The 24611-nt window shown below is 71.6% G+C and carries 15 protein-coding genes and 1 pseudogene; 13 read left to right on the top strand and 3 right to left on the bottom strand.

Annotated elements, in window-relative coordinates:
- Window positions 1–189 (top strand): annotated as a pseudogene (locus ACFWOG_RS12300) (proteasome ATPase); the annotation flags it as partial.
- Window positions 190–483: 294 nt separating this feature from the next.
- The gene (locus ACFWOG_RS12295; protein WP_380357405.1) at window positions 484–915 is read left to right on the top strand and encodes a hypothetical protein; all 432 of its coding nucleotides are present in this window, start codon (window positions 484–486) and stop codon (window positions 913–915) included.
- A gap of 100 nt (window positions 916–1015) precedes the next feature.
- On the opposite strand, the gene ACFWOG_RS12290 is transcribed toward ACFWOG_RS12295, so the two are convergent.
- On the bottom strand, window positions 1016–3220 hold the full coding sequence (locus ACFWOG_RS12290; RefSeq protein ID WP_380357403.1) for an ATP-binding protein: 2205 nt from the start codon (window positions 3218–3220) through the stop codon (window positions 1016–1018).
- A gap of 789 nt (window positions 3221–4009) precedes the next feature.
- Between ACFWOG_RS12290 and ACFWOG_RS12285 the strand changes: the two genes are divergently transcribed.
- The 4 genes from ACFWOG_RS12285 to ACFWOG_RS12270 all read left to right on the top strand — a co-directional run bounded on the left by ACFWOG_RS12285 (window position 4010) and on the right by ACFWOG_RS12270 (window position 13609).
- A complete protein-coding gene (locus tag ACFWOG_RS12285) occupies window positions 4010–5098 on the top strand; it encodes a DUF4765 family protein (protein ID WP_380357401.1) in 1089 nt (362 codons plus the stop codon).
- Window positions 5099–5862: 764 nt separating this feature from the next.
- On the top strand, window positions 5863–7872 hold the full coding sequence (locus ACFWOG_RS12280) for a family 20 glycosylhydrolase (RefSeq protein ID WP_380357399.1): 2010 nt from the start codon (window positions 5863–5865) through the stop codon (window positions 7870–7872).
- A gap of 311 nt (window positions 7873–8183) precedes the next feature.
- Window positions 8184–10145 (top strand): RICIN domain-containing protein, encoded by a 1962-nt coding sequence (locus ACFWOG_RS12275; RefSeq protein WP_380357397.1) that lies wholly within the window; start codon window positions 8184–8186, stop codon window positions 10143–10145.
- 566 nt (window positions 10146–10711) lie between these two features.
- Window positions 10712–13609, top strand: coding sequence for a glycoside hydrolase N-terminal domain-containing protein (locus ACFWOG_RS12270; protein ID WP_380357394.1), 2898 nt, complete (start codon window positions 10712–10714; stop codon window positions 13607–13609).
- Between the two features lie 191 nt (window positions 13610–13800).
- Here the strand turns inward: ACFWOG_RS12270 and ACFWOG_RS12265 are convergent, their stop codons facing one another.
- A complete protein-coding gene (locus ACFWOG_RS12265) occupies window positions 13801–14844 on the bottom strand; it encodes an NlpC/P60 family protein (protein WP_380357391.1) in 1044 nt (347 codons plus the stop codon).
- Window positions 14845–15085: 241 nt separating this feature from the next.
- Here ACFWOG_RS12265 and ACFWOG_RS12260 point away from each other — a divergent pair, with 241 nt between their 5' ends.
- The 7 genes from ACFWOG_RS12260 to ACFWOG_RS12230 all read left to right on the top strand — a co-directional run bounded on the left by ACFWOG_RS12260 (window position 15086) and on the right by ACFWOG_RS12230 (window position 21841).
- A complete protein-coding gene (locus ACFWOG_RS12260; RefSeq protein ID WP_355405569.1) occupies window positions 15086–15454 on the top strand; it encodes a BlaI/MecI/CopY family transcriptional regulator in 369 nt (122 codons plus the stop codon).
- Entirely contained in the window at window positions 15451–16356 is a 906-nt protein-coding gene (locus ACFWOG_RS12255; protein ID WP_380357388.1) for a M56 family metallopeptidase, read from the top strand. The genes ACFWOG_RS12260 and ACFWOG_RS12255 overlap by 4 nt, the downstream gene beginning before the upstream one ends.
- Before the next feature lie 166 nt (window positions 16357–16522).
- A complete protein-coding gene (locus ACFWOG_RS12250) occupies window positions 16523–16693 on the top strand; it encodes a hypothetical protein (RefSeq protein ID WP_380357386.1) in 171 nt (56 codons plus the stop codon).
- Window positions 16694–17110, top strand: coding sequence for a DUF305 domain-containing protein (locus ACFWOG_RS12245; RefSeq protein WP_380357383.1), 417 nt, complete (start codon window positions 16694–16696; stop codon window positions 17108–17110).
- A 454-nt stretch (window positions 17111–17564) separates the two neighbouring features.
- Window positions 17565–18815: an Ig-like domain-containing protein gene (locus ACFWOG_RS12240; RefSeq protein WP_380357380.1), complete on the top strand. Its 1251-nt coding sequence runs from the start codon at window positions 17565–17567 to the stop codon at window positions 18813–18815.
- A 380-nt stretch (window positions 18816–19195) separates the two neighbouring features.
- The gene (locus ACFWOG_RS12235) at window positions 19196–19906 is read left to right on the top strand and encodes a hypothetical protein (RefSeq protein WP_380357377.1); all 711 of its coding nucleotides are present in this window, start codon (window positions 19196–19198) and stop codon (window positions 19904–19906) included.
- A gap of 552 nt (window positions 19907–20458) precedes the next feature.
- Window positions 20459–21841 carry a glucose-6-phosphate dehydrogenase gene (locus tag ACFWOG_RS12230; RefSeq protein ID WP_380357375.1) on the top strand — a complete coding sequence of 461 codons (1383 nt, stop codon included), beginning with the start codon at window positions 20459–20461 and terminating at the stop codon, window positions 21839–21841.
- A gap of 98 nt (window positions 21842–21939) precedes the next feature.
- Here ACFWOG_RS12230 and ACFWOG_RS12225 read toward each other — a convergent pair whose 3' ends face one another.
- The gene (locus ACFWOG_RS12225; RefSeq protein ID WP_380357372.1) at window positions 21940–24585 is read right to left on the bottom strand and encodes an RICIN domain-containing protein; all 2646 of its coding nucleotides are present in this window, start codon (window positions 24583–24585) and stop codon (window positions 21940–21942) included.
- Window positions 24586–24611: the final 26 nt, after the last annotated feature.

Here is a 24611-nt window from a genome sequence, read left to right as displayed (position 1 = left end):
AACGCCTGCGTGGACGAGTTCAAGGAGAACGAGGACCTGCCGAACACCACCAACCCGGACGACTGGGCCCGGATCTCCGGCAAGAAGGGCGAGCGGATCGTCTTCATCCGGACCCTGGTCACCGGGAAGCAGGGTGCCGAGTCCGGCCGCTCGATCGACACTGTCGCCAACACCGGGCAGTACCTGTGAGCCGGGCGATCCGCCCCCTGGAGAACGGCGGATTCGCTCCCCCCACCCACCACTCCGTATTCGCCGGCGGACCACTACTCCCCATTTCCTCACCGAAGAGCCGAATACTCAATGGTCACCACGGAAGTCCGCTTTCTCTTGAATGTCCGACTCTGTCGGGTATTCTTCACAACAAGGCCGATGACAGCGGAACGCCGGGGTGTGAAGGACCGCCGAGACCGCGATAAGCCATCCGCCCGCACGGCCGGGCCCTCTCAGGGCCGGGCGCCTCCCCGAATCCCGCGGAGCCCGTACATGCGCGTATCCGACACCTCCCCCACCCTGCGGCCGGCCGCCTACCTGTGCAGCCCCCCACAGAATCCGAGGACGGCGACCGGTGACCGTGAAGCGCTCAAGCACTTCGCCGCCCGGCTCGGCCTGCCCGCTCCGGTGTTCTACCTCGACGACGTCCACCCGTCCTCCTGGGGCCACCGGTCCCGGCCCCAGTTCGAGACGCTCGTGCGCGCGGTGATCGACGGCTCGCACCGGCTCCTGCTGATACCGGGCCCCTGGGTCTTCTCCGGCGACGAGGGCCGTGTCCGCCTGTCGCTCCGTGTCCTCACCGCGGCCGGCTGCACCCGGGTCCTGGCACTCCCGAAGCAGCCCGCCCCTGCCCCGCGGGAGCACCCGGCGGCGGCCGGCGCGCGTCCCGGACAGGTGCCGGGCCAGCGAAGGCCTCCCGCCTGACCGGGCCCGACGAGTCCCGGACCGCAACGGGCGCCCGGTGGTCGTCAGGACCACCGGGCGCCCGGCCGGACGCCCGGCGCCGTCCGCCGCGCGCCGGGTGTCAGGGGTGCGGGGCCTGGTCGTGGACCCAGGCGGCCACCTGGGCACGGCGGGTGAGGCCCAGCTTGAGCAGAATCCGCTGCACGTGACCCTGTGCGGTCCGCGGCGAGATCACGAGCCGAGCGGCGATCTGCTTGTCCGACAGCCCCTCCCGGAGCAGATCCGCGACCTGCTGCTCCCGGGCGGTGAGGAGCGGACGGACGGCCTTCTGCACGGGCTCGGCGAGCACACGGTCGTCCAACAGGGCCAGGGCGAGGGACTGCTGGACGGTCGAGGTCTCGCCCCTTCGGACGTGCGCCTCGAACGCGGCATCACCCAGCGCCGTCCGCAGCTCGCGCTCGCACGCCAGGTGGTGGACGGCCAGCTGCCCCACACCGGAGATGACGGTACCGGTCCACCGCCACAGGCTGCGGGCCGCGCCCAGGTGTTCGGCCGCCTCCTGGCCGTGACCCTGCCGTGCCCTCGCCCAGGCCATCGTCTCCAGGCACCGGGCCACCAGCAGCCGGTCGTGCCCGGGCAGGGCCGCGCGGAGGCTCTCGCGCAGCACGGCGACGGCCTGCTCGGCGTCCCGGGCCAACCAGTGCCGCAGGGCCAGGGCCCACAGGGCGTGGGGACGGGCCCACCGGAGGTCGTGGGTGTCGCACCGGTCCAGGCACTCCTGGGCGAGAGCGGCCGCCCGCCGGTCGCCGGCGAGGCAGGAGGCGACGGCGAGGACATGGAGGGCGGTCCAGTACTCCCCGGGATCACCGAGGGCCTCGGAGCGGACGAGCGCGTCCTCCAGGAGCTCGACGGCCCGCACCGGGTCGCCCCGGAACAGCGCGCCGAGCCCGGCCAGCCGGCCCGCCGCGGCGATGGTGCCGGGGTCGTCCATGGCCCGGGCCAGCTCGCCGCACTCGTCGGCCCGGACCTCGCCGCCGGCCGCGTCGCCGGTGAAGAGCGCCAGCAAGCCGTCCGTCCAGAGGGCCTTCGCCCTGACCGGGCTCGGCTCGGTGTCCAGTGCGAGCAGCTGCGCGAGCCAGCCGCGGTCCTCCTCCAGGTCGCCGATGCCCACCCCGTGACTGCGGACCGAGGTGATGATCTCCATTCCTCTGCGGGCCTCCCCCGGCTCGTCCAGGCAGGACCGCAGCGCGTCGCGGATGTTGGGCTGCTCACGTCGCAGCCGGGCCAGCCAGGCGGGCTGCTTCGCGGTGAACCGTTCGGCCTCCGCGCGCCGGACGAGGGCGTGGTAGTGGTCCCGGTGCCGCCGCACCACGTCCCGTTGTCCTCCGTGCTCGGGCAGCCGGAGCTGTCCGTACTGCCGCACGATGCCCGGCATCCGGTAGAAGACCTGGTGCTCCTGTTCCTCGCGGACGAGCACGGACTTGTCGACCAGACCCGCCACCACGTCGAGCACGGCCGAGCGCGGCAGCGACTCGTCCGTGCAGACCGCCTCGACCGCGGCAAGGTCGAAACCGGCGGCGAAGACCGACGCCCGTGCCCAGAGCCGCCGTTCCTGCTCGCCGCAGAGGTCGTAGCTCCGGTCGACGGCCGCCCGCAGGGTCCGCAGGCGCGGCGGCGCGGACCGGCTCCCGCCCGTGAGCAGGCCGAAGCTGTCGTCGAGGCGGTCGAGGATCTGGTCGCAGGCGAGGACCCGCAGACGGGCGGCGGCGAGTTCGATCGCCAGCGGAACGCCTTCCAGGCGGTGGCAGATCTCGGCAGCGGCCCGGGCTTCGGCGGGCGACGGGTCGAAGGCGCCGAGGACGGAGACGGCACGGTCGGTGAACAACCGCAGCGCGTCGTTACGCGTCACCGGCGCCGTCGCCCCGTGGGGAGGGAGGCCCGGTCCGGGTGCGGGGAGCGGCGGGACCACGAGCAGTTGCTCGCCGTCCACGCCGAGCGCCTGCCGACTGGTGACGATCACCCTCAGGTGGGGGGCGGCCTCCAGGAGGGCACCGGCGAGGACCGCCGCGGCGTGCAGGAGGTGCTCGCAGTTGTCGAGCACGACCAGCGTCCGGCGTTCCCGAAGGTGTGCCGTCAACGCCGCGATCGGCCGTTGGCCGGGGGCGGGACACAGCCCGAAAACGGCCAGGGCGGCGGTGACGGCGCCGCCCCCCGTCTCGAAGGCCGCCAGGTCGATCAGCCAGGTGCCGGCCGAGAACGAGCGCCGGAGTGTGTGGGCGAGGTGCACGGCGAGGCGGGACTTGCCGATACCGGCGGGGCCGGTCATGGTCAGCAGTCTGCTCCTGCCGACCAGGTGTCGTGCGAGTGCGAGCTCCTGCCGCCGTCCGATGAAGCTGGTCGTATCCGCGGGGAGGTTCCCGTGTCCCGTACGCACTGCCGTCCTGCCTCTGTTCTCTGGTTCGGGGTGCTGCGTCCGACCCGTTCCGCCTGCGTCCACCGGCACGTTCCGGACCGGTGGACCGGCGCTCCCGCGAGGAGCGGGGACCGTCCGCGGATAGCGCGGTTCGGCCTCCGAGGGCGAGCCGGAGAAGGCCCGGTCCGGCTCCGCCGGAACGCCTGAGCCGGTATGCGAATCTCGATGTTGCGCCCGGTCGAAATGCGCGCGGATTTCTCCCGGGGAATCCCCCGACCGCCAACGAGTTCCCGCCCGGACCGTGTGCCATATGAGATCTCCACCGCGACACGATCGTCAAGTCGGACCCGCGACCGCCGATCGGGCATGACGGATCGTCACCATGCGTGCCCGGAATGCCGCTTCAAGGGTAAATCGTTTCGGCGGGAGGCAACGGACGCAGGTAATGAGACAGGTAAACGTACGTGTGCGGGCCCGGCGTCCACCGGGCCAGAATGAGCCCTGGATCGGCCGGCGAACCCGCCGGTCGGACTCGCGAGAATTTCGACACGCCCCCTTAACACCGCGCTTGTGGCGTCACATTGACGATTCACCGGGCGCGCCGGGGCGATCGCCTTTCGCGGACGACCGACACCGGGTCATGCCGATCACCGCCCGGCCGAGGCGCACCCTGCGCCGGCCCGAATTCCTGGAGATGTCCGCGTGACACGCAGAACCGCCCGCACAGTCGTCAAGATCGCAACCGTCCTGTCCCTGACGCTCGGCGCCGGGCTCGCCGCCGGCCAGCCGGCCTTCGCGTACTGCCCGGAGTGCTCGCACCCGGGCCAGTTCCACGACGTTCCCGAGGAGCAGAAGCCGCGCACGACCGGCGAGAAGGTCCGCGAAGGCGTCGGGATCGCCCTCGGGGTGCTCGGCGGCCTCACGATCACTCCGGAGTTCGGCGGCGTCGAGGGCGTCGGGGTCGGTGAGGCCGGCGCCCGGGGCGGCGACGGGACCGGGGGTGAGCGCGGCGGCCCGTCACGGTCCGGCGGCACCCGCGACGAGAGCCCCCAACGCCCGGCGGAGCCGGACGGGGCGCAGAAGCCGTCCTCCGGCACCGGAGCGGGCAAGCCGGAAGCCGGCCGGCCGGACCAGAAGTTCGTGGAGACCGACCGCGGCCCGGGCTACAAGATCGTCACGGAGGGCGACAGCGCGTCCGGCGGGGCCGAGAAGGTGCCGGAGTCCGGGTTCGAGCTCGACTTCCAGACCCTCGACCTGAACTCCCAGAAGGCCGCCGACGACGTGACCCGGATCAGGACCGGCCGGACGAAGCTGGCCGAGGACGACCCGAACTACGACTCGGACAGTGACGACTTCGACGAGGCCTACCGCAGCAGGATCCCCAAGCCCACCTCGCAGTCCGAGGTGGCGAAGGCCGTGGCCTCGGGGGCGGACCGGACCGTGGTCCTGTGGCGGGGCACCGGGTTGAAGACAGCCGAGAGCATGGCCAAGCAGGGATCCGTGTCCGGGGACCCGGCCTCGGCCGCCACGGCCAGGCCGTCCGCCGCGACCGCCGCCCAGCAGGTCGGGAAGGGCGGGGTGCTCCCCGAGTTCACCACGGACCCCGGTGTCGCCGAAGGCTTCAGCCACAAGAACGCCCTGGTGGTGGTCGAGATATCGGCCAAGTACCTCGGCAAGGGGAGCAGTTCGGAGTCCGGCTGGGTGGCCGGCCGGACCGCCCCGGCGAAGGTCCGGGTGATCGTGGACCGTACGGGCGGCTCCGGTGGCACCGGCGGCCCCAACGCCTCCTGATCCCGCTCCGCCCCGCGGTGCCCGGGCACCGCGGGGCGTCACTCGGCGGGGACGGTGCCGGGCCGGTCCACCACCTCCTCGACCACGGTCGGACTCCATGACGCAACCTCAGCAACTGTGCACTCGAACACTTCCCGTATCCCGCCTCCCTGAACAAGAGTGCGGAGCGACCACCAGAGCTCGGCGCGTTACCGAGCCGTGATCCGGGCGCACGGTCCGGCGGACCGACAGCCCGGCCCTACCGATCGTCAGTTGCCACACCCTGCGTGGGATCCAGGGCACAGACGGGCGAGGAACCGGGACCGGCGGAAACTACGGCCGGGTAGGACTTGACGCCCCACCCTGCCAACTGAAAGCTTCATAGTCGAAAGTGCTTGAAATGCTCATAGTTGCAGCAACTCCAAGCACATTTCCTGCTCTTAAGCAGCACGAGCAACCTGCAGCGCTGCAGGTTCTCGACAGGGAGAGCGGGGCGAGATCGTCGGCCGGAACGCCCCCCGCGGTCCGGTGCCCGGCGCGCGAGCCCCGCGCACTCCCTCGCCGCCGGCGCGGTTCGCGCCTCCCGGTCGCCCGTTCGTCGGGCGGCTTCTTGACCTTCCCCCCCACAGAAGGAGTCAGCCATGCGCTGGTCCTGCCGGCGAGGCCGAGGCCTCGTCGTACTCGCCACAGCCGCCGTTGCCCTCCCACTCACGGCGACGCTCTCCCCCGCCGCCGCCGACACGCCCGCACCGGCCCCGGTTGCGGCCCCCGCCCCCGTTGCGGCCGTGGTGCCGCAGCCCGTCTCACAACAGGCACTGCCCGGGGGCGAGTTCACCCTCACCGCCAAGACCCGGATCGCCGTCCTCTCCAAGGACTCGGCGGCAGTGGGCGTCGGCACCTACCTGTCCAAGCTCCTCGCTCCCGCGACGGGCTTCGACCTCCAGGTGGTGAGGACGACCAAGGCGCCGGACAGGGCTGTCGTCCTGGACCCCAACGGCCCCAAGGAGCTGGGCGCCGAGGGGTACACGATCTCGTCCGACAAGAACGGCGTGCTCATCACGGCGCACGGCGCGCAGGGCCTGTTCCGGGGCGTACAGACCCTTCGCCAACTGCTCCCCGCCGCGGTCGAGTCCCGCACCAGGCAGTCCCGGGCCTGGACCGTCTCCCCGGTGAAGATCAACGACGCGCCGCGCTACGAGTACCGCGGCGTGATGCTGGACGTCGCCCGCCGCTTCTTCCCCGTCGAGCAGGTCAAGCGCTACATCGACGAGGCCGCGGCATACAAGATCAACAAGTTGCAGCTGCACCTCACCGACGACCAGGGCTGGCGCATCGCCATCGACGCCCTGCCGAACCTCACCAAGGTCGGGGCGAGCACGCAGAGCGGCTTCACCGGCGGCACCGACTGGTACTACACCGCGGCGGACTACAAGGAGATCGTCTCCTACGCAGCCTCCCGCTTCATGACCGTGGTGCCCGAGATCGACGGCCCCGGCCACACCTGGGCCGCCCAGACCTCGGTGCCCGAACTCCGCTGTGACGACAAGTACGCGCAGCCCTACTCCGGCTTCGACATCAAGATCAGTCTCTTCTGTCTGGGCGAGCAGAAACAGAAGGACGCGACGAAGAACTTCCTGCAGACCGTCGTCAAGGCCGTGGCCGAGCTGACTCCCGGCCCCTACATCCACCTCGGTGGTGACGAGGTCCCCGAGGCCACCACCTCTGAGCAGTACGACTCCTACGTCAAGACGGTCTCCGACGCGACCACCGCGCAGAAGAAGACCGTGATGGGCTGGCACCAGCTCGGCCAGTCCTCCCTCCCCGCCGGCAGCCTCCTCCAGTACTGGGGCGAGGACAGCGACCGGGAGACCATCGGCACGGCGAAGGAGGCGTTGGGCATCCGCCACCTCCGTGCCGGAGCCGCCCAGGACGTCAAGTTCATCATGTCGCCGTCCGACCACGCCTACCTGGACATGAAGTACGACGTCTCCACCCCGTACGGCCTGAGCTGGTCCGGATACGTGCCGGTGCAGCGCTCCTACGAGTGGGACCCGGAGACCGTCACCGGCAAGCTCGACGGCACCGGCTCCATCGTCCCGGCCAACAAGATCGCCGGCGTCGAGGCCGCCCTGTGGGCCGACCGCGCCTACGAGGGCAGCGGCTCGCTGCCGACCCCGAGCACCAGGTGGCCCGAGCCCCGGGACTACGCCGACTTCATGAGCTTCCCCCGACTGCCCGCCATCGCCGAGGTCGGCTGGAGCCCCCAGTCCGCCCGGGACTGGAACGGCTTCCGCCAGCGCCTGGGCCTGCACGGCCCGCGTTGGACCGCCGCCGGCATCGGGTTCTACCCGGCCCCCGACGTCGCCTGGGCCGGCACGGCCGGCAGCGGCCTGGAGGGTGTCCACACCCTCACCACCGGCGGCAAGGCCCTGAACGTCCCCGGTTCCTCCACGGCTTCCGGCACCCAGCTCACCACCGCGACCGCGAACGGCGGTTCCGACCAGAAGTGGTCGTTCACCCGCTACAGCGACGGGACCTACGCGCTCGTCAACCAGGCCTCCGGGCTCTGCGCCGACGTGAACCGCGGATTCACCAGCGCCGGCGCGAAGATCATCCAGTGGACCTGCACCGGCAACCCCAACCAGCGCTGGATCGTCACCCCGGTGAACGGCGGCCACACCATCACCTCGGCCAAGACCAAACTCCTGCTCACCTCCGCCTCGACCGCCGACGGCGCCCTGATCACCCAGCGAGCCGCCTCGGGCACCGCCCTCCAGAAGTGGACCGTCGGGTGACCCGGTAGCGGCGAGCGTCCGTACCACCTGCCGAGGTACGGACCGGCCCGCACCTCGGAAACCTGCCGGTAACGGTCCGGCAACAGAGCGGGACGGAGAGCCCCACCCGCGACTCCTCCTCAGGAAGGCCAAGAACGGTCTTCCTGAGGAGGCCTTTTGCGTTCGAGGGACATCCCGTGGCCCCGGACAGGACACCGGGCTCTCACCCGACATCGATCGAACCGGGCGATGGCCCCTCCGCGATACGAGGTACCCCGCAGAGCGTGACCCGACCGGCACCCTGTAGGACTCTCAGTGAGGAGTATTCATCCATGCCAGGAAGGATCGCCGCCCCGGCACCGGACGAGGGCCGCGGCCCTCGGCACGGGGCACCCACCGGACGCACCACCCCCGGCCGCGCGTTCACCTCGCTCGTGGCCGCGCTCGCCCTTCTGGCGGGTTCCGCCGCCCTGTTCCCCGCGCTGTCGGCGGCGGCGCCCGCGGCGGATCCCGCCCAGGCCCCGTACGACCTCGCCCATGACGCACCGGTGCTGATCGTGCTCGGCCAGAGCAACGCGGGCGGGTGGGTGGCACCGATCACGGACGCCGCCGACGTGACGCAGTGCCGGTCCCTGAGCCACGTCCGGGGACTGAACCGGACGAACAACCAGCAGGCCGGAATGACACAGGCCACCTGGTCGCCGTACACCTGCTCCGGCAGCAACCTCGGCGAGGAGCACAACCACGGCCTCAACTACAGCGTCGCGTCGGCGACCGCGCTGCGCTGGGAGCGGGCCGTCAAGGCGGGCGCGGCCCTGCCCGACCTCCACGTGATCCACCTGGCCTGGGGCAGCCAGGGCGTCCAGGGCAACGAGCCGACGAGGAACAAGTGGTGGCCGGACCGCAACCCGGCCGACGCCGAGAGCCTGTTCCCGCGGGCGGTGAACACGATCGCCAACGGCCTGCGGGCCCTGCGGGAGGCGGGCAGGCAGCCGCGCGTCGTCGGTATCCACTGGAACCAGTGGGAGGCCGAGGCGGCGAACACCGCGACGGTCGGCGCCGGACAGGTCCGGCAGGCACTCCTCGACGTCCTGGAGCCGCTGCGAACCATCACCGGCGCCCCCACGGCCCCGGTCTTCCTCTACCGTCCGCGCGCGGGCATCTACGACGCGACGCGGACGCGGTACGTCACGGAGGCAGTGACCGCCATAGCCGGCGGGCCCGCGCCCAACCCGTACCGGTTGCTCGACGCCGCGGACGCCACCTCGGCGACGGGCACGCCCCTCTACCGGCCCACCGAACCGCCCAACTTCGGGATCTTCGGCGACGGTGTCCACTACACCCGCGCCGTGCAGGAGTGGTACACGGAGCAGCAGTGGAAGACCGTCTTCACCGACCGGCAGTACGGCACACCGGTGAGGGCCACCGTCAACGCGGCGCTGGGCAAGCCCGCCACCCAGTCCTCCACCAACCGCGTGGGCGTGGAAGAGGCCGGGAACGCGGTGGACGGCAACACCAGCGGCGTCTACGCACAGGCGACCCCCAGTTACACCAAGAACGAGGCGCAGGCGTGGTGGCAGGTCGACCTCGGTGCGAAGCAGCCGATCCGGTCGGTGGAACTGTTCAACCGCACGGACTGGAGTTTCGAGCGTCTCACCGACTTCGACGTCATCGTGTCGGCCACCGACCTCACCGGCCGCAGCTGGGCGGACATCCAGGCCGACCCGGCGGTGAGGAAGACCCGGATCAAGGGCACCGCGCCGACGAAGCTGACCGTCGCCGTGGGCGCCGACGGACGCTACGTCCGCATCCAGCTCGCCGGGACCGACCACCTCACCCTGCCCGAGGTCCAGGTCAACGTCCCGGTCGCGACGGTGCCGGGCGGGTACCGCACGGTGACCCTCGCCGGGACGAGCCACGTCATCGACGTGCGCGCGGGCAGCGTCGCCGACCACGCCCAGATCATCCGCTACCCGAACGTCGGCAGCTCGAACCAGCGCTTCGCGTTCAGGCCGCTGGCGGACGGCCACGTGCGCATCGTCAACGAGAGGAGCGGAAAGGACCTGACCGTCGACAACGCGTCCCGGGCCGCCGGAGCGAAGATCGTCCAGCGTACCTACACCACCGGCGGCCCCACCGACGACGAGTGGCGTCCGGAGGACGCCGGCAACGGACGTGTGCGCCTGGCCAACCGCCACAGCGGCCTCTACCTCACCGCGGGCGCCACCGAGACCGCCCAGTTCGAACAGCACCCCTACCACGGCAACGACCTTCAGGTCTTCGTCATCGGCTGACGCACTGCCGGATCCGCTGCGCAAGGCCGCCGGCGGCAAGCGGTCCGCGGCCGGCCACCCGCCGTCCGGCCGATCGCGAGGACCGCTGCCGTAGGTCGACCGGCCGGCGGCAGGAGTCCTGGAGCGCGGCGCTGCGGTCGGGAGCCTTCCTTTCCTGGAACCAGACATCCCTTCAATGTGCGCCGTCACCGGGAAGCGCGACACCTCGTCGCGTCACCTCGGAAGCCGCACTGCGCTTGAACTTCCATGGGGAAAGTACCCATTTCAAGATTCTTCGGTCCGGGATCTAGACAAGGCCGAATGTCATCCTCGTTAATTCATCCCATGTCCCACTGTCATGGTGGGACATGGGATCGATCGCGCGGGGTCCTGCGTTCGGCAGCCCCGACCTCGTCGACCCCGCGCGGCAACAGGCCTACACGGTCCGGGCGCAGCCCCGGCCGCGCGGCCGCCCCTTGATTCGGGGGTGGCGGATCTCGCCTCGCCGCCTCCGGCGCGCCACCGGGCCGCCCCACCCACACCGGCCCGGTGGCCTCGCCCCCATCGTTCGACATCGGAGTCGACCCATGTCCCTGCCCGACCTTCCCCTCAACCGTCGTCACTTCCTCACCGCCGCCGCTCTGGTGGCCGGCGCCACGGCCGTGCCCTCCTCCGTCCTCGCCCCCCGGGCCGCCGCTGCCGTGCCGCCCCAGGTCACCCTGCCCGATCGCGGCATCTGGGACGGCGCCGCAGCGTCGGCCTGGACCGACGGCTTCCTGAGCGGCAACGGCGAGTACGGGGCCGTCTACTACGGGGCGCCCGCCCTGGAGAAGATGGTCCTCAACTACCACCGGCTGGTGCTGCCCAACGGCACCCGGGACGTCATGCCGCCGGTGATCTCCGGCCGGCTCGAAGCGGCCCGGGACAAGGCGCTGGCCGGCGACTACGCGGGAGCCTCGTCGACCTTCGCGAACGGCTGGAGGCTGCGTTGGACGCAGGCCTTCCACCCCGGTTACGAGCTACGGCTGAACACGCCGGGCATGACCACGGTCAACGACTTCGCCCGCATCACCGACTTCCGGACCGGCGAGGTCACCCACACCTGGGCCGACGGCTACGGCACCTGGAAGCGGCGCGTCTTCGTCTCCCGCGCCGACCGGGTCATCGTCCACGAGCTGCTGCCGGCCGCCGGCCGTACCGTCGACACCACCCTCAGCGTCAGCACCGCCCTTGAGGACGTGCCGGCCAGTGTCTCCTTCGCCACCACCGCCACGGTCACGAACGGCGAGGGCCATCTCAACCTGCGCGGCACCTACCCGTCCGGCGGCGCCTACGGTTACGAGGGTGTCACCCGGGTCGTCGTCTCCGGCAGCAACGCCTCGGTCACCGCCGACGGGCAGACCCTGGTGGTCGCGAAGGCCACCAAGGTGCTGCTGCTGACCAAACTCGGCCGGTACGAGACGTCCACCGGCTGGAACTCCCGGCCCCTGCAGACGGCCCTGGCGGGACTGACGGCCGACTACGCCGCCTTGCTGGGCCGACACGCCCCGAGGCACCAGGTCATGTACGACCGCTCCGCCATCGACCTGAACGTCTCGGCCGCCGACCGCCGGCTGACCACCAGCGACCTGATCGCCCGCCAGAACACCAACACCTCGGCCGTCGACGTCGCGCTGCTGGAGCGGATGTACGACTCCGGCCGCTACCTGTTCATCAGCTCCAGCGGCGTCCTCCCGCCGCGCCTGACCGGAATCTGGAACGGTACCTGGAGAAGCGACTGGGCCGACGACTTCACCACCGACGCCAACATCAACCTCCAGGTGGCCGGGGGCAACATCCTCGACCTGGGCGACGCCATGCAGGGCTACTTCGACCTCGTCCTGGGCCAGCTCGCCGACTGGCGCAGGAACGCCACCAACCTCTACGGCGCCCGCGGCTTCCTCGCCCCGTCCCGCACCGACGGCGAGCACGGGCGCATGCTGCACTTCGACGACGTCGGCTTCCCCGGCCAGGTGTGGACCGGCGGCGCCGACTGGCTGCTCTACCCGCTGCTGGAGCACTACGAGGTCACCGGCGACGCCGCCTTCCTGCGGGACAAGCTGGGCCCCGCGCTGATGGAGCTGGCACTGTTCTACGAGGACTTCCTCACCCGCACGGACTCGAACGGCAAGGCCGTCTTCGTGCCCTCCTTCTCCATGGAGAACACCCCGACCAGCACGGGCAGGTACTTCGCCGTCAACGCCACCGGCGACATCATGGCCGGCAGGCACGCCCTGCGGGCCGCCATCGACGCGGCCAACACTCTCGGTCTCGAACAGGGCGGCGGCAAGGGCGTGGCCCGTTGGACCGCTCTGCTGGCCAAGCTGCCCGACTACACCGTCAACGGTGACGGGGCGCTCGCCGAGTGGTCCTGGCCGGGACTGACCGACCGCTACAACCACCGGCACATCTCGCACCTGCACGGCGCGTGGCCGCTGCACGAGATCAATCCCGAGGACCGGCCCGACCTGGTCAACTACGCCCGCACCGCCCTGGACAAGCGCGGTGACGAGAACTACTCGGCCCACGGCAGCCTGCACCGCGCGCTGGCCCGCGCCCGTCTCAAGGACGGCCCCGGGGTCTACGCCAACCTGCTGAAGATCTACGGCAGGAACATGGTCTTCCGGTCGCTGATGACCTCCCACAACCCCGGCCTCGAAGTCTACAACTGCGACGCCGCCAACGCCGTCCCCGCCATCCTCGGTGAAGCGCTGGTCTACTCGCGCCCCGGTGTCCTGGAGATCCTCCCCGCTCTTCCCGACCAGCTGGCGAAGGGCAGCATCAGGGGTGTCCGCGGCCGCAACCGCATCACCGTCCGGTCGCTGTCCTGGGACACCGCCGCCCGCACGGCCACCGTCCATCTCACCTCCGACATCGACCAGAACATCACGTTCATCTGCCGGCGCGGCATCACCTCCGTCAGCACCGGCGCGAGGGTCGCCGCGTCGCCGCTCGGCAACCACGCCCGGGTCGTGACGCTGACCGCCGGCACCGGCACCACGATCACCGTCGGGCTGCTCACCGGCGAGTTCAAGCTGGTGAACCGCAACAGCGGCCTGGTCATGGACGTGTTCGGAGGCTCCAGCACCGACGGCGCCCAGGTCATCCAGTACACCTGGTCCGGCAGTACCAACCAGAGGTGGAGGCTGCTGCCGGACCACGACGGCTCCTTCCGCCTGTCCAGCGTCAGGAGCGGCAAGGTGCTGGAGGACCCGGGCGCCTCCGGCACCGTCGGCAAGGCCCTCCACCAGTGGTCGGACACCAACAGCGGCAACCAGTGGTGGAGGCTCGTTCCGGCGAGCACCAGCGGCTACTACCGCCTGGTCAACGTCAGGAGCGGACTCTGCGCGGACGTGCGGAGCGGGTCCACCACCAGCGCCGCCGCGATCGTCCAGTCACCCGCCGGTGGCGGTACAAGCCAGGAATGGAAGCCCGAGGGCGTGTGACGGCCCCGGGTGCGTGAAACGGCGGCGACCAGGCGTCGCCGCCGTCACGGCCCCGTGCTGCCCGTCGTCGGCCGCCGGGGCAGCCCCGACGACGCCGAGGGTTCTCCGGGCGCCCACCACCCGTGGCCTCGGGTCGATGACGGCTTGCCCGGCTACCGGCAGATCGAATCGGAACCGACGACGCGACGGGTTCAGTGGCGCGTGCCGCCCATGACCGGGCCGTCCATGCTGTCGATCGGGAGGATCTCGACGTTCTTGCCGGTGCGGGGGGCGTGGATCATCTTGCCGTCGCCGATGTAGATGCCCACGTGGTGCAGGTCGGAGTAGAAGTAGACCAGGTCGCCGGGCTGGAGGTCGGCCCGGGCGATGCGCCGGCCGGCGTTCCACTGCGCCTGGGAGACCCGTGGGAGGGAGACCCCGGCCGCCTTCCACGCCGCGCCGGTCAGACCGGAGCAGTCGAAGCCCGAAGGGCCGGTGGCACCCCACACGTAGGGCTTGCCGAGCTGGGCGTAGGCGAACGTGAGCGCTTCCGCGGGACGACCCGTGACCGGGCCCTGGTAGGCGGGCGCCGGCTCCCTGCGGCCACCGGCCGGGGAGGCGCGGGCGGCGGCCTCCTGGGCGTTGACCTTGGCCCGGTCCGCCGCGCTGAGCTTGTTGAGCAGCGCCTGGGCCTGCGCGAGCTTGTCCTGGATCCCCTTCTTCTCGGCGGCCAGCGCGGCGTCGGTGACCTCCAGCTGGGCGAGGGAGGCGGCGGCTTCCGCGCGGTCCTGGTCGAGACGGCGCTGCTCGCCCTGGAGCCGCTTCAGCAGCTCGGTCTGCGACATGGCCACCTGGCCCTGCATCGAGGCCTGGGTGAGGTAGGAGTCGGGGCTGGAACTGAGCATGAGCTGGACCGCGGGGTCGACCCCGCCGTTGCGGTACTGCTCGCCGGCCAGTACACCGAGTTCGGTCCTGAGCCCGTTCAACGCGGCCTGCCCGTCGGCGACCCGCTCCTGTATCCGGTTGGCCCCGGCCTGGAGCTGCTGCTGTTTCTCCTTGAAGCCGTTGTACGTCTCGATCGACGCCTCGGCCTCCTCGTTCAGCGCCTCGACCCGGGCTTTGACCGCGTCGAGTGAGGGCGCCGGCTCGGCGTGGGCGCCGACGGTGGAGGCCAGGGCCGCGGTGCCGGCCATCGCGGTGGTCAGGACGGCCATCCGGGCCCGACCCGGCGGGTTCGGCTTGCGGTGCGATCCCATCGTTCGGCGCGCTCCTTCGACGTGTGTGACGCGCCCACGCGAGTGCGGGCGAAGAGCCCGCCGCGGGCACGGCCCCCGACAGGTGCGAATAAACTTAGTAGATTGGTGGGTGGGTTCCGCAACCCCCTGGACCTCGGCAGTACCACCGGACGGCCGCCCCGTCGCCCGGCACCCCACCGCACGGACCTCGCGGTCTAGCATGGGGGGCTACCAACGGGATCCTCGGGGAAGTGGGCAGGCTGTGCGTCGGTTGGGTGACCTGGAGGCGGAGATCATGGACCGCCTGTGGACGTGGAACCGACCCGCCACCGTGCGGGAGGTCGTCGACGACATCAACCGGCAACGCCCCGTCGCCTACACCACGGTGATGACCGTCGCCGACATCCTGCACGGGAAGGGCATCCTCACCCGCGAGAAGCAGGGCCGGGCCTGGCTCTACCGGCCGACCCTCGGCCGCGAGGAGTACACCGCCGCGCTGATGCAGGAGGCGCTCGGCTCCAGCCGGGACCGCCCGGCGGCGCTGGCCCACTTCATCGAGGAGATCTCCTCCGACGAGCTCGAGGTGATCCGCGGCCTGCTCGACGCGAAGCCGGTGCCGGACCAGCCGTGACCTCGACCGCGCTCCTCGCCGCCTACACCCTGCTCGTCGGGCTGGGCGTTCCCCGACTGCTCCGGCGGGCACGATGGCCGTACCGCGCACCCGGGCTGGCCGTCGCCCTCTGGCTCGGCCTGATGGTGTCCTTCAGCGCCTCCCTGACCCTCGTGGTGCATCACCTCGTGGTGCCGGAGGCGCACCTGCACCGGGGAGTGCTCGGAATTCTCCACGCCTGTGGCGTCGCCGGGACGGCCGACCTGGGGACCGCGGTCGACTCCGCGCAGATGGCCGCCCCGCTCGTCGTCGCCCTGTGGCCGGCCGGCTGGTTCGCCGCCGTCGTGCTGCGCGCACGGCGCCACCGCCGCCGGCACGGCGCGATGCTCGATCTGGTGGCTCGGCGCGAGCCCGGCCTCGCCGCCACCGTGCTGGACCACGGCACGCCCGCGGTCTACTGCCTGCCGGGGCGGTCCCGCCGGATCGTCCTCACCAGCGGCGCCCTCAAGGCGCTCACCCCGCCCCAGCTCCAGGCCGTACTCGCGCATGAACGGGCCCACCTGAGCGGCCGCCACCACCTGGTCACCGGCGCCGCCGACGCGTTCACCCGCGCCTATCCCGGCCTGCCGCTCGCGATCGGTGCCCGCGCCGAGATCGCCACCCTGCTGGAGATGGTGGCCGACGACCGCGCGGTCCTCGCCCACCCGCCGCGCACCCTGGCCGGCGCCATGTGCGAGGTCGCCGCCGGCCAGGTACCCGGCTTCGGCCTCGGCGCAGGTGGCTCGACGGTCGTCGCCCGGGTGACGCGCCTCCTGCACCCGGCCAAGTCCCCGCACCCGCTCGCCCGGACGTCCGTCGCGGCCCTCGCGCTCGCCGCGCCGATGATGCCGTTCCTGTTCGCCTGCGGTTCGGTCGCCGGCTGAGCCACGCACCCACGGGCGTGCCACACCTCACAACGGCGTGAGGTTGCCGGACACACCACGCAATTACTAAGTTCCTTCGTTCAAAGGGCACCCGTGCTCGACCCGGGGTCGAGCGAGGCTCCCGGAGCATCGCGAGCCCCCGCCACCAACGACGAAGGATCGCGCCATGAAGCCCCTCACCCGGACCGTCGGCGTCTCCCTGGCCGCTCTGGCCGCAGCCGCCACCCTCACCGCCTGCGGCAGCGGCGGCCACGACATGACCGGCACGGGCCCGAGCAGCGCCGGGTCGTCCGGACCGGGCGCCGCGGCCGACGAGGCCGACGTGATGTTCGGTTAGATGATGATCCCGCATCACCGGCAGGCCGTGGAGATGGCCCAGCTGGCGGCGACCCGGGCCGCCGACCCACGCGTGAAGGAAGTCGCCGCGAAGATCGCCGCGACCCAGGACCCGGAGATCGCGACCATGACCAAGTGGCTCACCGACCGCAGCAGGCCGACCGCGGCCGCCATGAACCACGGGGGCGCATCCGGGATGACGACCACCACCGACATGGACAAGCTCAAGGCTGCGAGCGGTACCGAGTTCGACAGGCAGTTCCTGACCTTGATGATCGAGCACCACAACGGCGCCGTCCGGATGGCCGCGGAGGAGGCCGCCAAGGGCGGCGACGCCGAACTCAAGCGACTCGCCGAGACCATCAAGCAGGGGCAGACCGCCGAGGTCGCCACCCTGCAGAAGATGCTGACCGGCTGACGCCCGTCGGGCACGCGCGGGCCGGGGACCGCCACCCGGGCAGGCCCCGGGCGGCTCACCACTGAGCAGCCGGCCGACAGCCGGGCCGCCGGCCCCGCCGGCCGCCTGCACAGTCGTCCCGCCACCCTCGGCGCCGAAGGACCCTCCCGCTATCAGCTAAGCTACTTAGTAGCACCCGGCGGTGCTCCTACCCCCCGGGGGGCACCGCCGGCGTGTCGCCGTGTCACCGCCCGGCCCGGACAGGCACGCCACGGGAGAGGGCTCGTCATCGATGGCGACGCCCACGCAAGCGACAGCCGGGCACTCCCGCGACGCCGACCGCCGCGCCCCACGAGACCCCCCTCCGCCCCGCCGGAGGAATCCGAGCAGAACCATCGGAACCGCCGACACGCGCACCATGTCTACTAAGTTAATTAGCAGTTGTGTTCCGGCAGACGAAGGGACCAGGTGGGACATGAAGGTGAAATCAGCGGGCGCGGTCGGAGCCGCACGCCGGGGGTTGGTCGCGACGTTGGCAGCGGCCGCGCTCACGCTGGTCGCCGCCTGCGGCAACTCGGGCAGCGGCACCGGCACCGGCGAGTCCGCGATGCCGGCGAACTCGAAGCCGTCGAGCTCAAGGCCGTCGGCCGTCGCAAGCAGTCCGGGAGCGGTCGAGGCGTCCGCCGCAGCCCTCACCATCTCGCCGGAGGACGGCGCGACCGGGGTGTCGACCAGCGGCGCACTCAAGGTCGCCGTCGCCCAGGGCACACTGAGTGCCGTCAAGGTGACCGACGACGACGGCAAGGAAGTCGCAGGCACGGTCACCACCGACGGCACCTCCTGGACGCCCGCCCGCCACCTCGACACCGGCACCAGGTACTCGGTGACCGCGCTGGCCAAGGACGCCAAGGGTCTGGAGGCCGCGGGCACGGCCACCTTCACCACGCTCTCCCCCGGCAGCACCTTCTCGGCAAGCGACAACATCACCGACAGGGCCACCTACGGCGTCGGCATGATCGTGTCCGTCACCTTCACCAAGCCCGTCAAGGACACCAAGGCGGTCGAGCGGGCGATCACCTTCGACACCGATCCGCCGGTCGAGGTCAAGGGCCACTGGTTCGGCAACCGGCGACTCGACTTCCGCCCCCAGGACTACTGGAAGCCCGGCACCAGGGTGACCGTCAAGTACCGCCTCGACGGCGTGCAGAGCTCGCCCGGCGTCTACGGCACCCTCACCAAGGACGAACCGTTCGAGATAGGCCGCAGCCAGATCAGCACCGCCGACGCCACGGGCCTGCAGATGGCGGTCGAACGCGACGGACAGACCGTCAGGAGCCTGCCGATCACCACCGGCGCACCCGAGTACGCCTCCTGGGCCGGAACCATGGTCATCTCCGAGATGGCCAGGGTGACCCGGATGAACTCCGCCACCGTCGGCCTCGGCGCCGAGTACGACATCGCCGACGTCCCGCACGCGATCAGGCTCACCAGCTCCGGCACCTTCCTCCACGGCAACTACTGGGCCGACTCCTTCGGCAGGACCAACACCAGCCACGGTTGCATCGGCATCCGCGACGTCAAGGGCGGCAGCGAGAACTCCGATGCCGGCTGGTTCTACAACCAGTCGCTGATCGGCGACATCGTCAAGGTCGTCAACTCCAAGGGCGGCCAGGTCAGACCCGACAACGGCCTCAGCGGCTGGAACCTCCCCTGGACCGCCTGGTAACGGCCGTCTCCCCACCGGCTCCCGGCCCCGCCACCGGGGTACGCCACCGGCTCGCCCGACCGGCCCACCCACCCCTCACTCGCGCCCGCCACCCCAGCTCCGATCTCGGAAACGGGGGTCCTGTCCCCTGCTCCCGCACCGGGCCGACCCCGTCTCCGGCGCGCGCCGAAAGGCCCTTGATGTCCCAGCCCTACCTCGCCAACCCTCCGGCCGCGCCCTCACCCGGGGCGCCCGCAGGCTCGAACCCGCCGTACCGGCACCGGCCCCCGCACGGACACGGTGCAGCTCCGGGCCACTACCCGGTTGGCCGGGCCGACGACCCGGCCCCCTCCCCCGCCGGTCCGCGCGACCGGCCACCCGTCCCGCGGCCCCGAACGGAGATGTCCGCCTCCACCCGGCCGTCCCCCGCGGCGTCCGGCGAACGCGGGCGCCGACGAGCCGCCCGCAAGCCGCTCCTGCTGAACGGCTACCTCGGCTACATCACGACCTTCGTCGGTGCGGGCCTCATCAGCGGGGCCGTCGTGCACTACCCGCTCGACCCCGCCCGCTACGGACTCACCGGGCTCATCGCCGCCGCCGTCTTCCTCTTCGGCACCTTGATGAACGAGTTCGTCCTCGCCCGCAACCGGCCGAACGCCGCCAGGATCGCCGCCGTGGTCGCCGCTTCACTCGCCCTCTCGTTCGGCATCGGCATGCTCAGCGGCGGTCTCCAGCACTTCGAGGACTTCCCCGACCGCGGCACGTGGCTCATCCCCGCCGGCCTAGTGGTCTCCTTCATCGCCTACGTCCTGCGCCACGACGCCGCCCGCTGGCGCAGCATCATCCGTCTGACCGGCGCAGCCGTGGCGATCACCGCCGCCGTCGTCTTCCTCGGACTGCGCGGTCTCGCCGCCGACCTCACGGCCGAATCGGCCGGCGGAGGCGGGCACAGCCACGGCGCCGACGAGTCCGCCGACAGCCCGGCCGAACCCGCGCCTTCGACGGACGCCGCCACCACGCCCGGAGTCAGCGGCTCGACCACCCGGCCCGGCCCGACCCCGACCCCGAGCGGCAGTACCTCCGCCCGTCCGGGCGACAGCCACAAGCACTGACCGGCGCGGGGGCCGGCACCGCGAGCAGAAGCGCAGACACTTCACCGAGACCTCCGACGCGGCCACCGGGCCCAACCTCCGCGGCGACGGCTCGACGGCCGCCCCGGCCGAGGAACTCGGCCACCGGTCATGGCCGGGGTTGCGGGCCGGCGGGTTCCCGGCGCCGCAGGGAGCGAGCGCGGCCCCGTCCCGGCCCCGTCCCGGCCACGGCGTGCGCGCCGCACGGTGAGTGCGGCACGTGGGGCGGCCCGGCGACTTGAACCGCAGCGCCAGCAGGATCGGCGCTATGGGCTATATCGTCCCTTTCATGAGCAATCGTCTATCGGGGCGGGTTCGGACCCGTCTGTTGGGCCTCGGCGGTGATCGCACCGGGGCGGCCACCGTGCGGACCCGGGAGCGGAGGAAGCCGCTCGGCGCCCACCCGCGGGCCCGGACCGGACCGTCCGTGCTCCTCCGCCCGGCGGCGGGCCACGCCGGCCGCGTCGACGGCGCCACCGTGCCCCGCCCCGGCCCGCGGCCCGGGCGGGGATCCGTGTGACGGGGGGCGCAGCGGTGACCGCCGATGCCCTGGTGATCTTCGGTATCACCGGCGACCTCGCGCACAAGATGACCTTCCGGTCGCTCTACCGCCTGGAAGCGGCCGGACTCCTGGACTGCCCGGTCATCGGCGTGGCTTTCGACGACTGGTCGCACGACCACCTGGTCTCCTCCCTGCGCGAGGCCCTGCGGACGACCGGCGAGGCCGTGTCGGCCGAGGTCTTCGACCGGCTGGCCCGGCGGCTGTCCTACCTCCAGGGCGACTTCACCGACCCGGCCACGTACCGGGCGCTGGCCGGCCGGCTGGAGGGCGCCGGGAAGCCGCTCTTCTACCTGGAGATCCCGCCCTCGCTGTTCGCCCCGGTCGTGGAGGCCCTGGCCGCGGCGAACCTCACGGCGCACGCCACGGTGATGCTCGAGAAGCCCTTCGGCCACGACCTGGCCTCCGCCAGGGCCCTCAACGCGCGCCTGCACCGGGTGCTCCCCGAGGACCGGATCCTGCGGATCGACCACTTCCTCGGTAAGCAGCCCGTGCTGGACATCCAGTTCCTGCGGTTTGCCAACGCGCTTCTCGAACCGGTATGGAACCGCGACCACGTGGCCGCGGTCCAGATCACCATGGCCGAGGACTTCGGCGTCGAGGACCGGGGGGCGTTCTACGACCCGGTGGGCGCACTGCGCGACGTGGTCCAGAACCACCTCCTGCAGGTGCTGGCCCTGATCGCGATGGAGGCGCCGGTCGGCCCAGGGTCGGAAGCCCTCTGGGATCGCAGGGCCGACGTCTTCCGGGCGATGGCGGACGTCGATCCGACCCACTGCGTGCGCGGCCAGTACGAGGGATACCTGGACGTCCCCGGCGTCAGGGCGGGCTCGGTGACCGAGACCTACGTCGAGCTGGGCCTGGAGGTGGACAACTGGCGTTGGAGCGGGGTGCCGTTCGCCATCAGGGCCGGCAAGGCACTGGCAGCCCGGGCCACCGAGGTGCGGGTGGTCTTCAGACGCCCGCCCCGGCTCGCCTTCCTGGAACAGCCCGAGCACCCCGCCCCCAACGAGCTGGTCCTGCGGATCGACCCGGACCCGGGCCTGCGGCTCGGCATGCTCTCGAAGGAGGCCTCCGGCCACTCGGCCAGGCCCGTCCACCTGGGCCTGTCCTTCGCCGCCGAGCTCGGCAAGCCCCCCGAGCCCTACGAACGGCTCCTCAACGACGCCCTGACCGGTGACCGTTCCCTGTTCACCCGCCGGGACGTTGTGGAGGAGACCTGGCGGGTCATCCAGCCCCTGGTCGACCACCCGCCCGCACCCGTGCCGTACGAGCGGGGGTCCTGGGGGCCCGCGCACGACCGTGGCCGCACCACCTGGCAGTCGCCCTGGCTCTCCAGCCCGCACGATCTGGGCTAGCGAGCGGGCCCGCCGTGCCGTCGCCACCCGCCACGCCGGGCCCGCGGTCGTCACGCCGGCGGACTTCTGGGGGCCGCCGCACGTCGATCGACGGAACGTCAGCCGAGGAGGAAGGTCTGGAGGCCGCTCCCGTCGTAGGGTCGCTGCTCGAACTGGCTGCCCTGGGTGGCGCCGGCGGTGAGGTAGAGGCCGCTGAGGCGGTTGACGACGCGCACGCGGCCGTTGCCGGCGTCCTCCGGCCGCCATTCGTCGTTGGTGTCGGCGCCGGGTGCGTAGGCGTGCTGGATGATCTTGGCTCCGGCAGTCCGGGACGCGTTCAGCACGGCCAGGTCCCTGCCGCTGTTCTGGTTGACGATGCGCACGTAGCCGTCGGCCAGCGGCCGGAACTCGAAGCGCTGGTTCGGGGCGTCGGCGTTCGGCCGGCGGATGACCGGGGCGTGGTCGGCGAGGCTGCTCCCGCTCACGTCGACGACGTCTCCGGTCCCGGCGACGGTCATCGTGCGGAAGGTCGCCGGCACCGCGCAGCCGACCTGGACCGTGACGGGCTTGCCGGTGGTGTCGCCGAGCTGACTGGTGGTGACGGGGGTGATGACGGCGGTGCCGGTGGCCCTGGCGGTCACCTTTCCGGAGGAGTCGACGGTGGCGACGGCGGGGTTGCTGCTGGTGTAGGTGAGGGTCGGCAGCAGGGGCAGGATCCTGTTGGTGCCGTTGGTGGTGACGTCGTCGGTGGCGACCTGGGCGGCGTCGGTGGCGTTCAGCTCGGCGCGCAGGTTCAGCCCGTTGTCGAAGTCGTTGTCCTTGACGAGGGCGCCGGAGGAGGCGCGGTACTTGAACAGCGGGGTCGTGTAGGGTGCCGCGCCGGCGACCGTGCGAACGGTGCCGGTGGCGCCCGGCGCCAGGCACGTCGTGGTCGTCTCGGCCGCGAACGCCGTGTTGCGGTCGAGGCGGCGGACGTCGTTGCGTTCGAAGGTGATGCCGCCGACGCTCTTGGCGTCGAGGAGGCGGACGTCGCCGATCCTGAAGTCGTTGTCCTGGATACGGATGTTGCGGCTCACCGGGTTGCCGGCGTCCTGGACCTCGTTGGTGGGCTCGACCAGGATCACCGGGCCCGCCGGGCGCAGGAAGGTGTTCTTGGTGATGAGGACGTCCTGGGCGGGGCCGGACTCGTACCACTCCTTGGCGTCGGAGGAGATGAAGATGCTGGCCATCCGGGTGCCGTCGAAGGTGTTGTTCCTGATGACGACGGGCTTGCGGGTGGTGACCAGGATGCCGCGGGTGGGGATGTTGACGACGGTGTTGCCGCTGATGTCGACGGTGGGGGTGTAGGTGGTGTTCTCCACCACGAAGTTCCCGGGGGTGACGGAGGCGGGGACGGCCTGGTCGAAGGTGACCTTCATGGTGGTCAGGGGCTTGTTGTGGTCGCGGCCCGTCGGGCCGTCGACCGACACGACCCGGGCGGTGGCGCCGGGGACGGTCGCCATCGTCCGCTTGTCCACGATCTCCGCGCTGTCGCCGGGGTAGAACTGCGGGAACCCGGCCGTCTGGTGGTGCTTGTATTCGAGGGTGAGCGTCCTGCCGTCCGCGGACCGTCCGGTGACCTCGACGTAGGTGCCGTGGATGTTGATCGCGTCGTCGTGCGCACCGTCGAACACGTTGTTCCTGATGTTGACGGCGCCCTTGATGCCGGACATCTGGACGAAGTCCGCGAACCCCGCCGTGCTGCGCCCGGTGGCGGGGTCGGTGCGGAAGTCGTTGCCGTCGATGGTGATGTTCTCGCTCATCTGCCCGAGGAAGCCGAAGCCGTGCAGGTAGCGGGCCTTCAGCCCCTGCACGGTGACGTCCTTGGACTCCCAGAAGAACGCGGACGCGGTGTCGCGGGTGTCCTCCCGCATCTGGTAGACCAGACCCCGGTCGGTCGGCGGAGCCGCACTCGTGTAGTCGATGCGCAGCTTGTTGCCCGCCTGCGCCGTCATCGACGCCACGTTGGTGAACAGGGGGTTGGCGCCGCGCCAGGTGCTCGTGTTCGCCGGGTCGTGGAGCTGGGTGTACCTCATGCCGTTGACGCCGGACCAGTAGGGCTGTCCGGTGGCCGGGCTCTTCTCTCCGAGCCAGGTGACCTGGTTGTTCGCCACGGTGAAGCCGTTGGTGGGCGGGATGTTCAGCACCCGGTAGGCGCGGCCGTCGGCGACGCCCGTCTCGCTGACGGTGGCGTCGACGACCTTCGGGGCGGTGACGTCGAAGCTGAAGCCCCGCACCGTGACGTTCTGGGAGCGGATGGCGGCGAAGGCGGTCATCAGGCCGTGGAACTGCAGGTGCGAGCCGCCGCCGTCGATCGTGACGTCGCGCATGTCCTCCATGAGGATGCCGATGCGCTTGTCCCGGTACGTCTGGTCGGCGCCGACGGTGTTGGAGAGGTACAGCTCCCGGGTCTCGGCCTGCTCCGGGTAGATCTGGTAGGTGCCGCGGGGGAACAGCACCCGCACCGGTCCCTGCACGGTCCTGGCCTGTCGCAGGGCCGCCTTCACCGCTGCGGCGCTGTCCCGCGTGCCGGTCCGGTCGGCACCGAACGCCGTCACGTCGACGACCGTCTCGGTGGGCGCGGCCTGCGCCGGCAGGGGCGCGGCGAGCGCGGCGACGACGGCCGCCGCGGACAGCAGCGCCGAGCGACCACGCCCCGGTCGGGGCCTGGTGGAGGAGGGATCCCGCGGAGCCGTCGGGCTCCACGGCAGGATGGAACGATGCATGCGGATCTCCTGGGTGGGGGGAGGTG

This window comes from Kitasatospora sp. NPDC058406 (assembly GCF_042722765.1).
GTDB lineage: Bacteria > Actinomycetota > Actinomycetes > Streptomycetales > Streptomycetaceae > Kitasatospora.
This window is presented reverse-complemented; position numbering and strand designations above follow the sequence as displayed.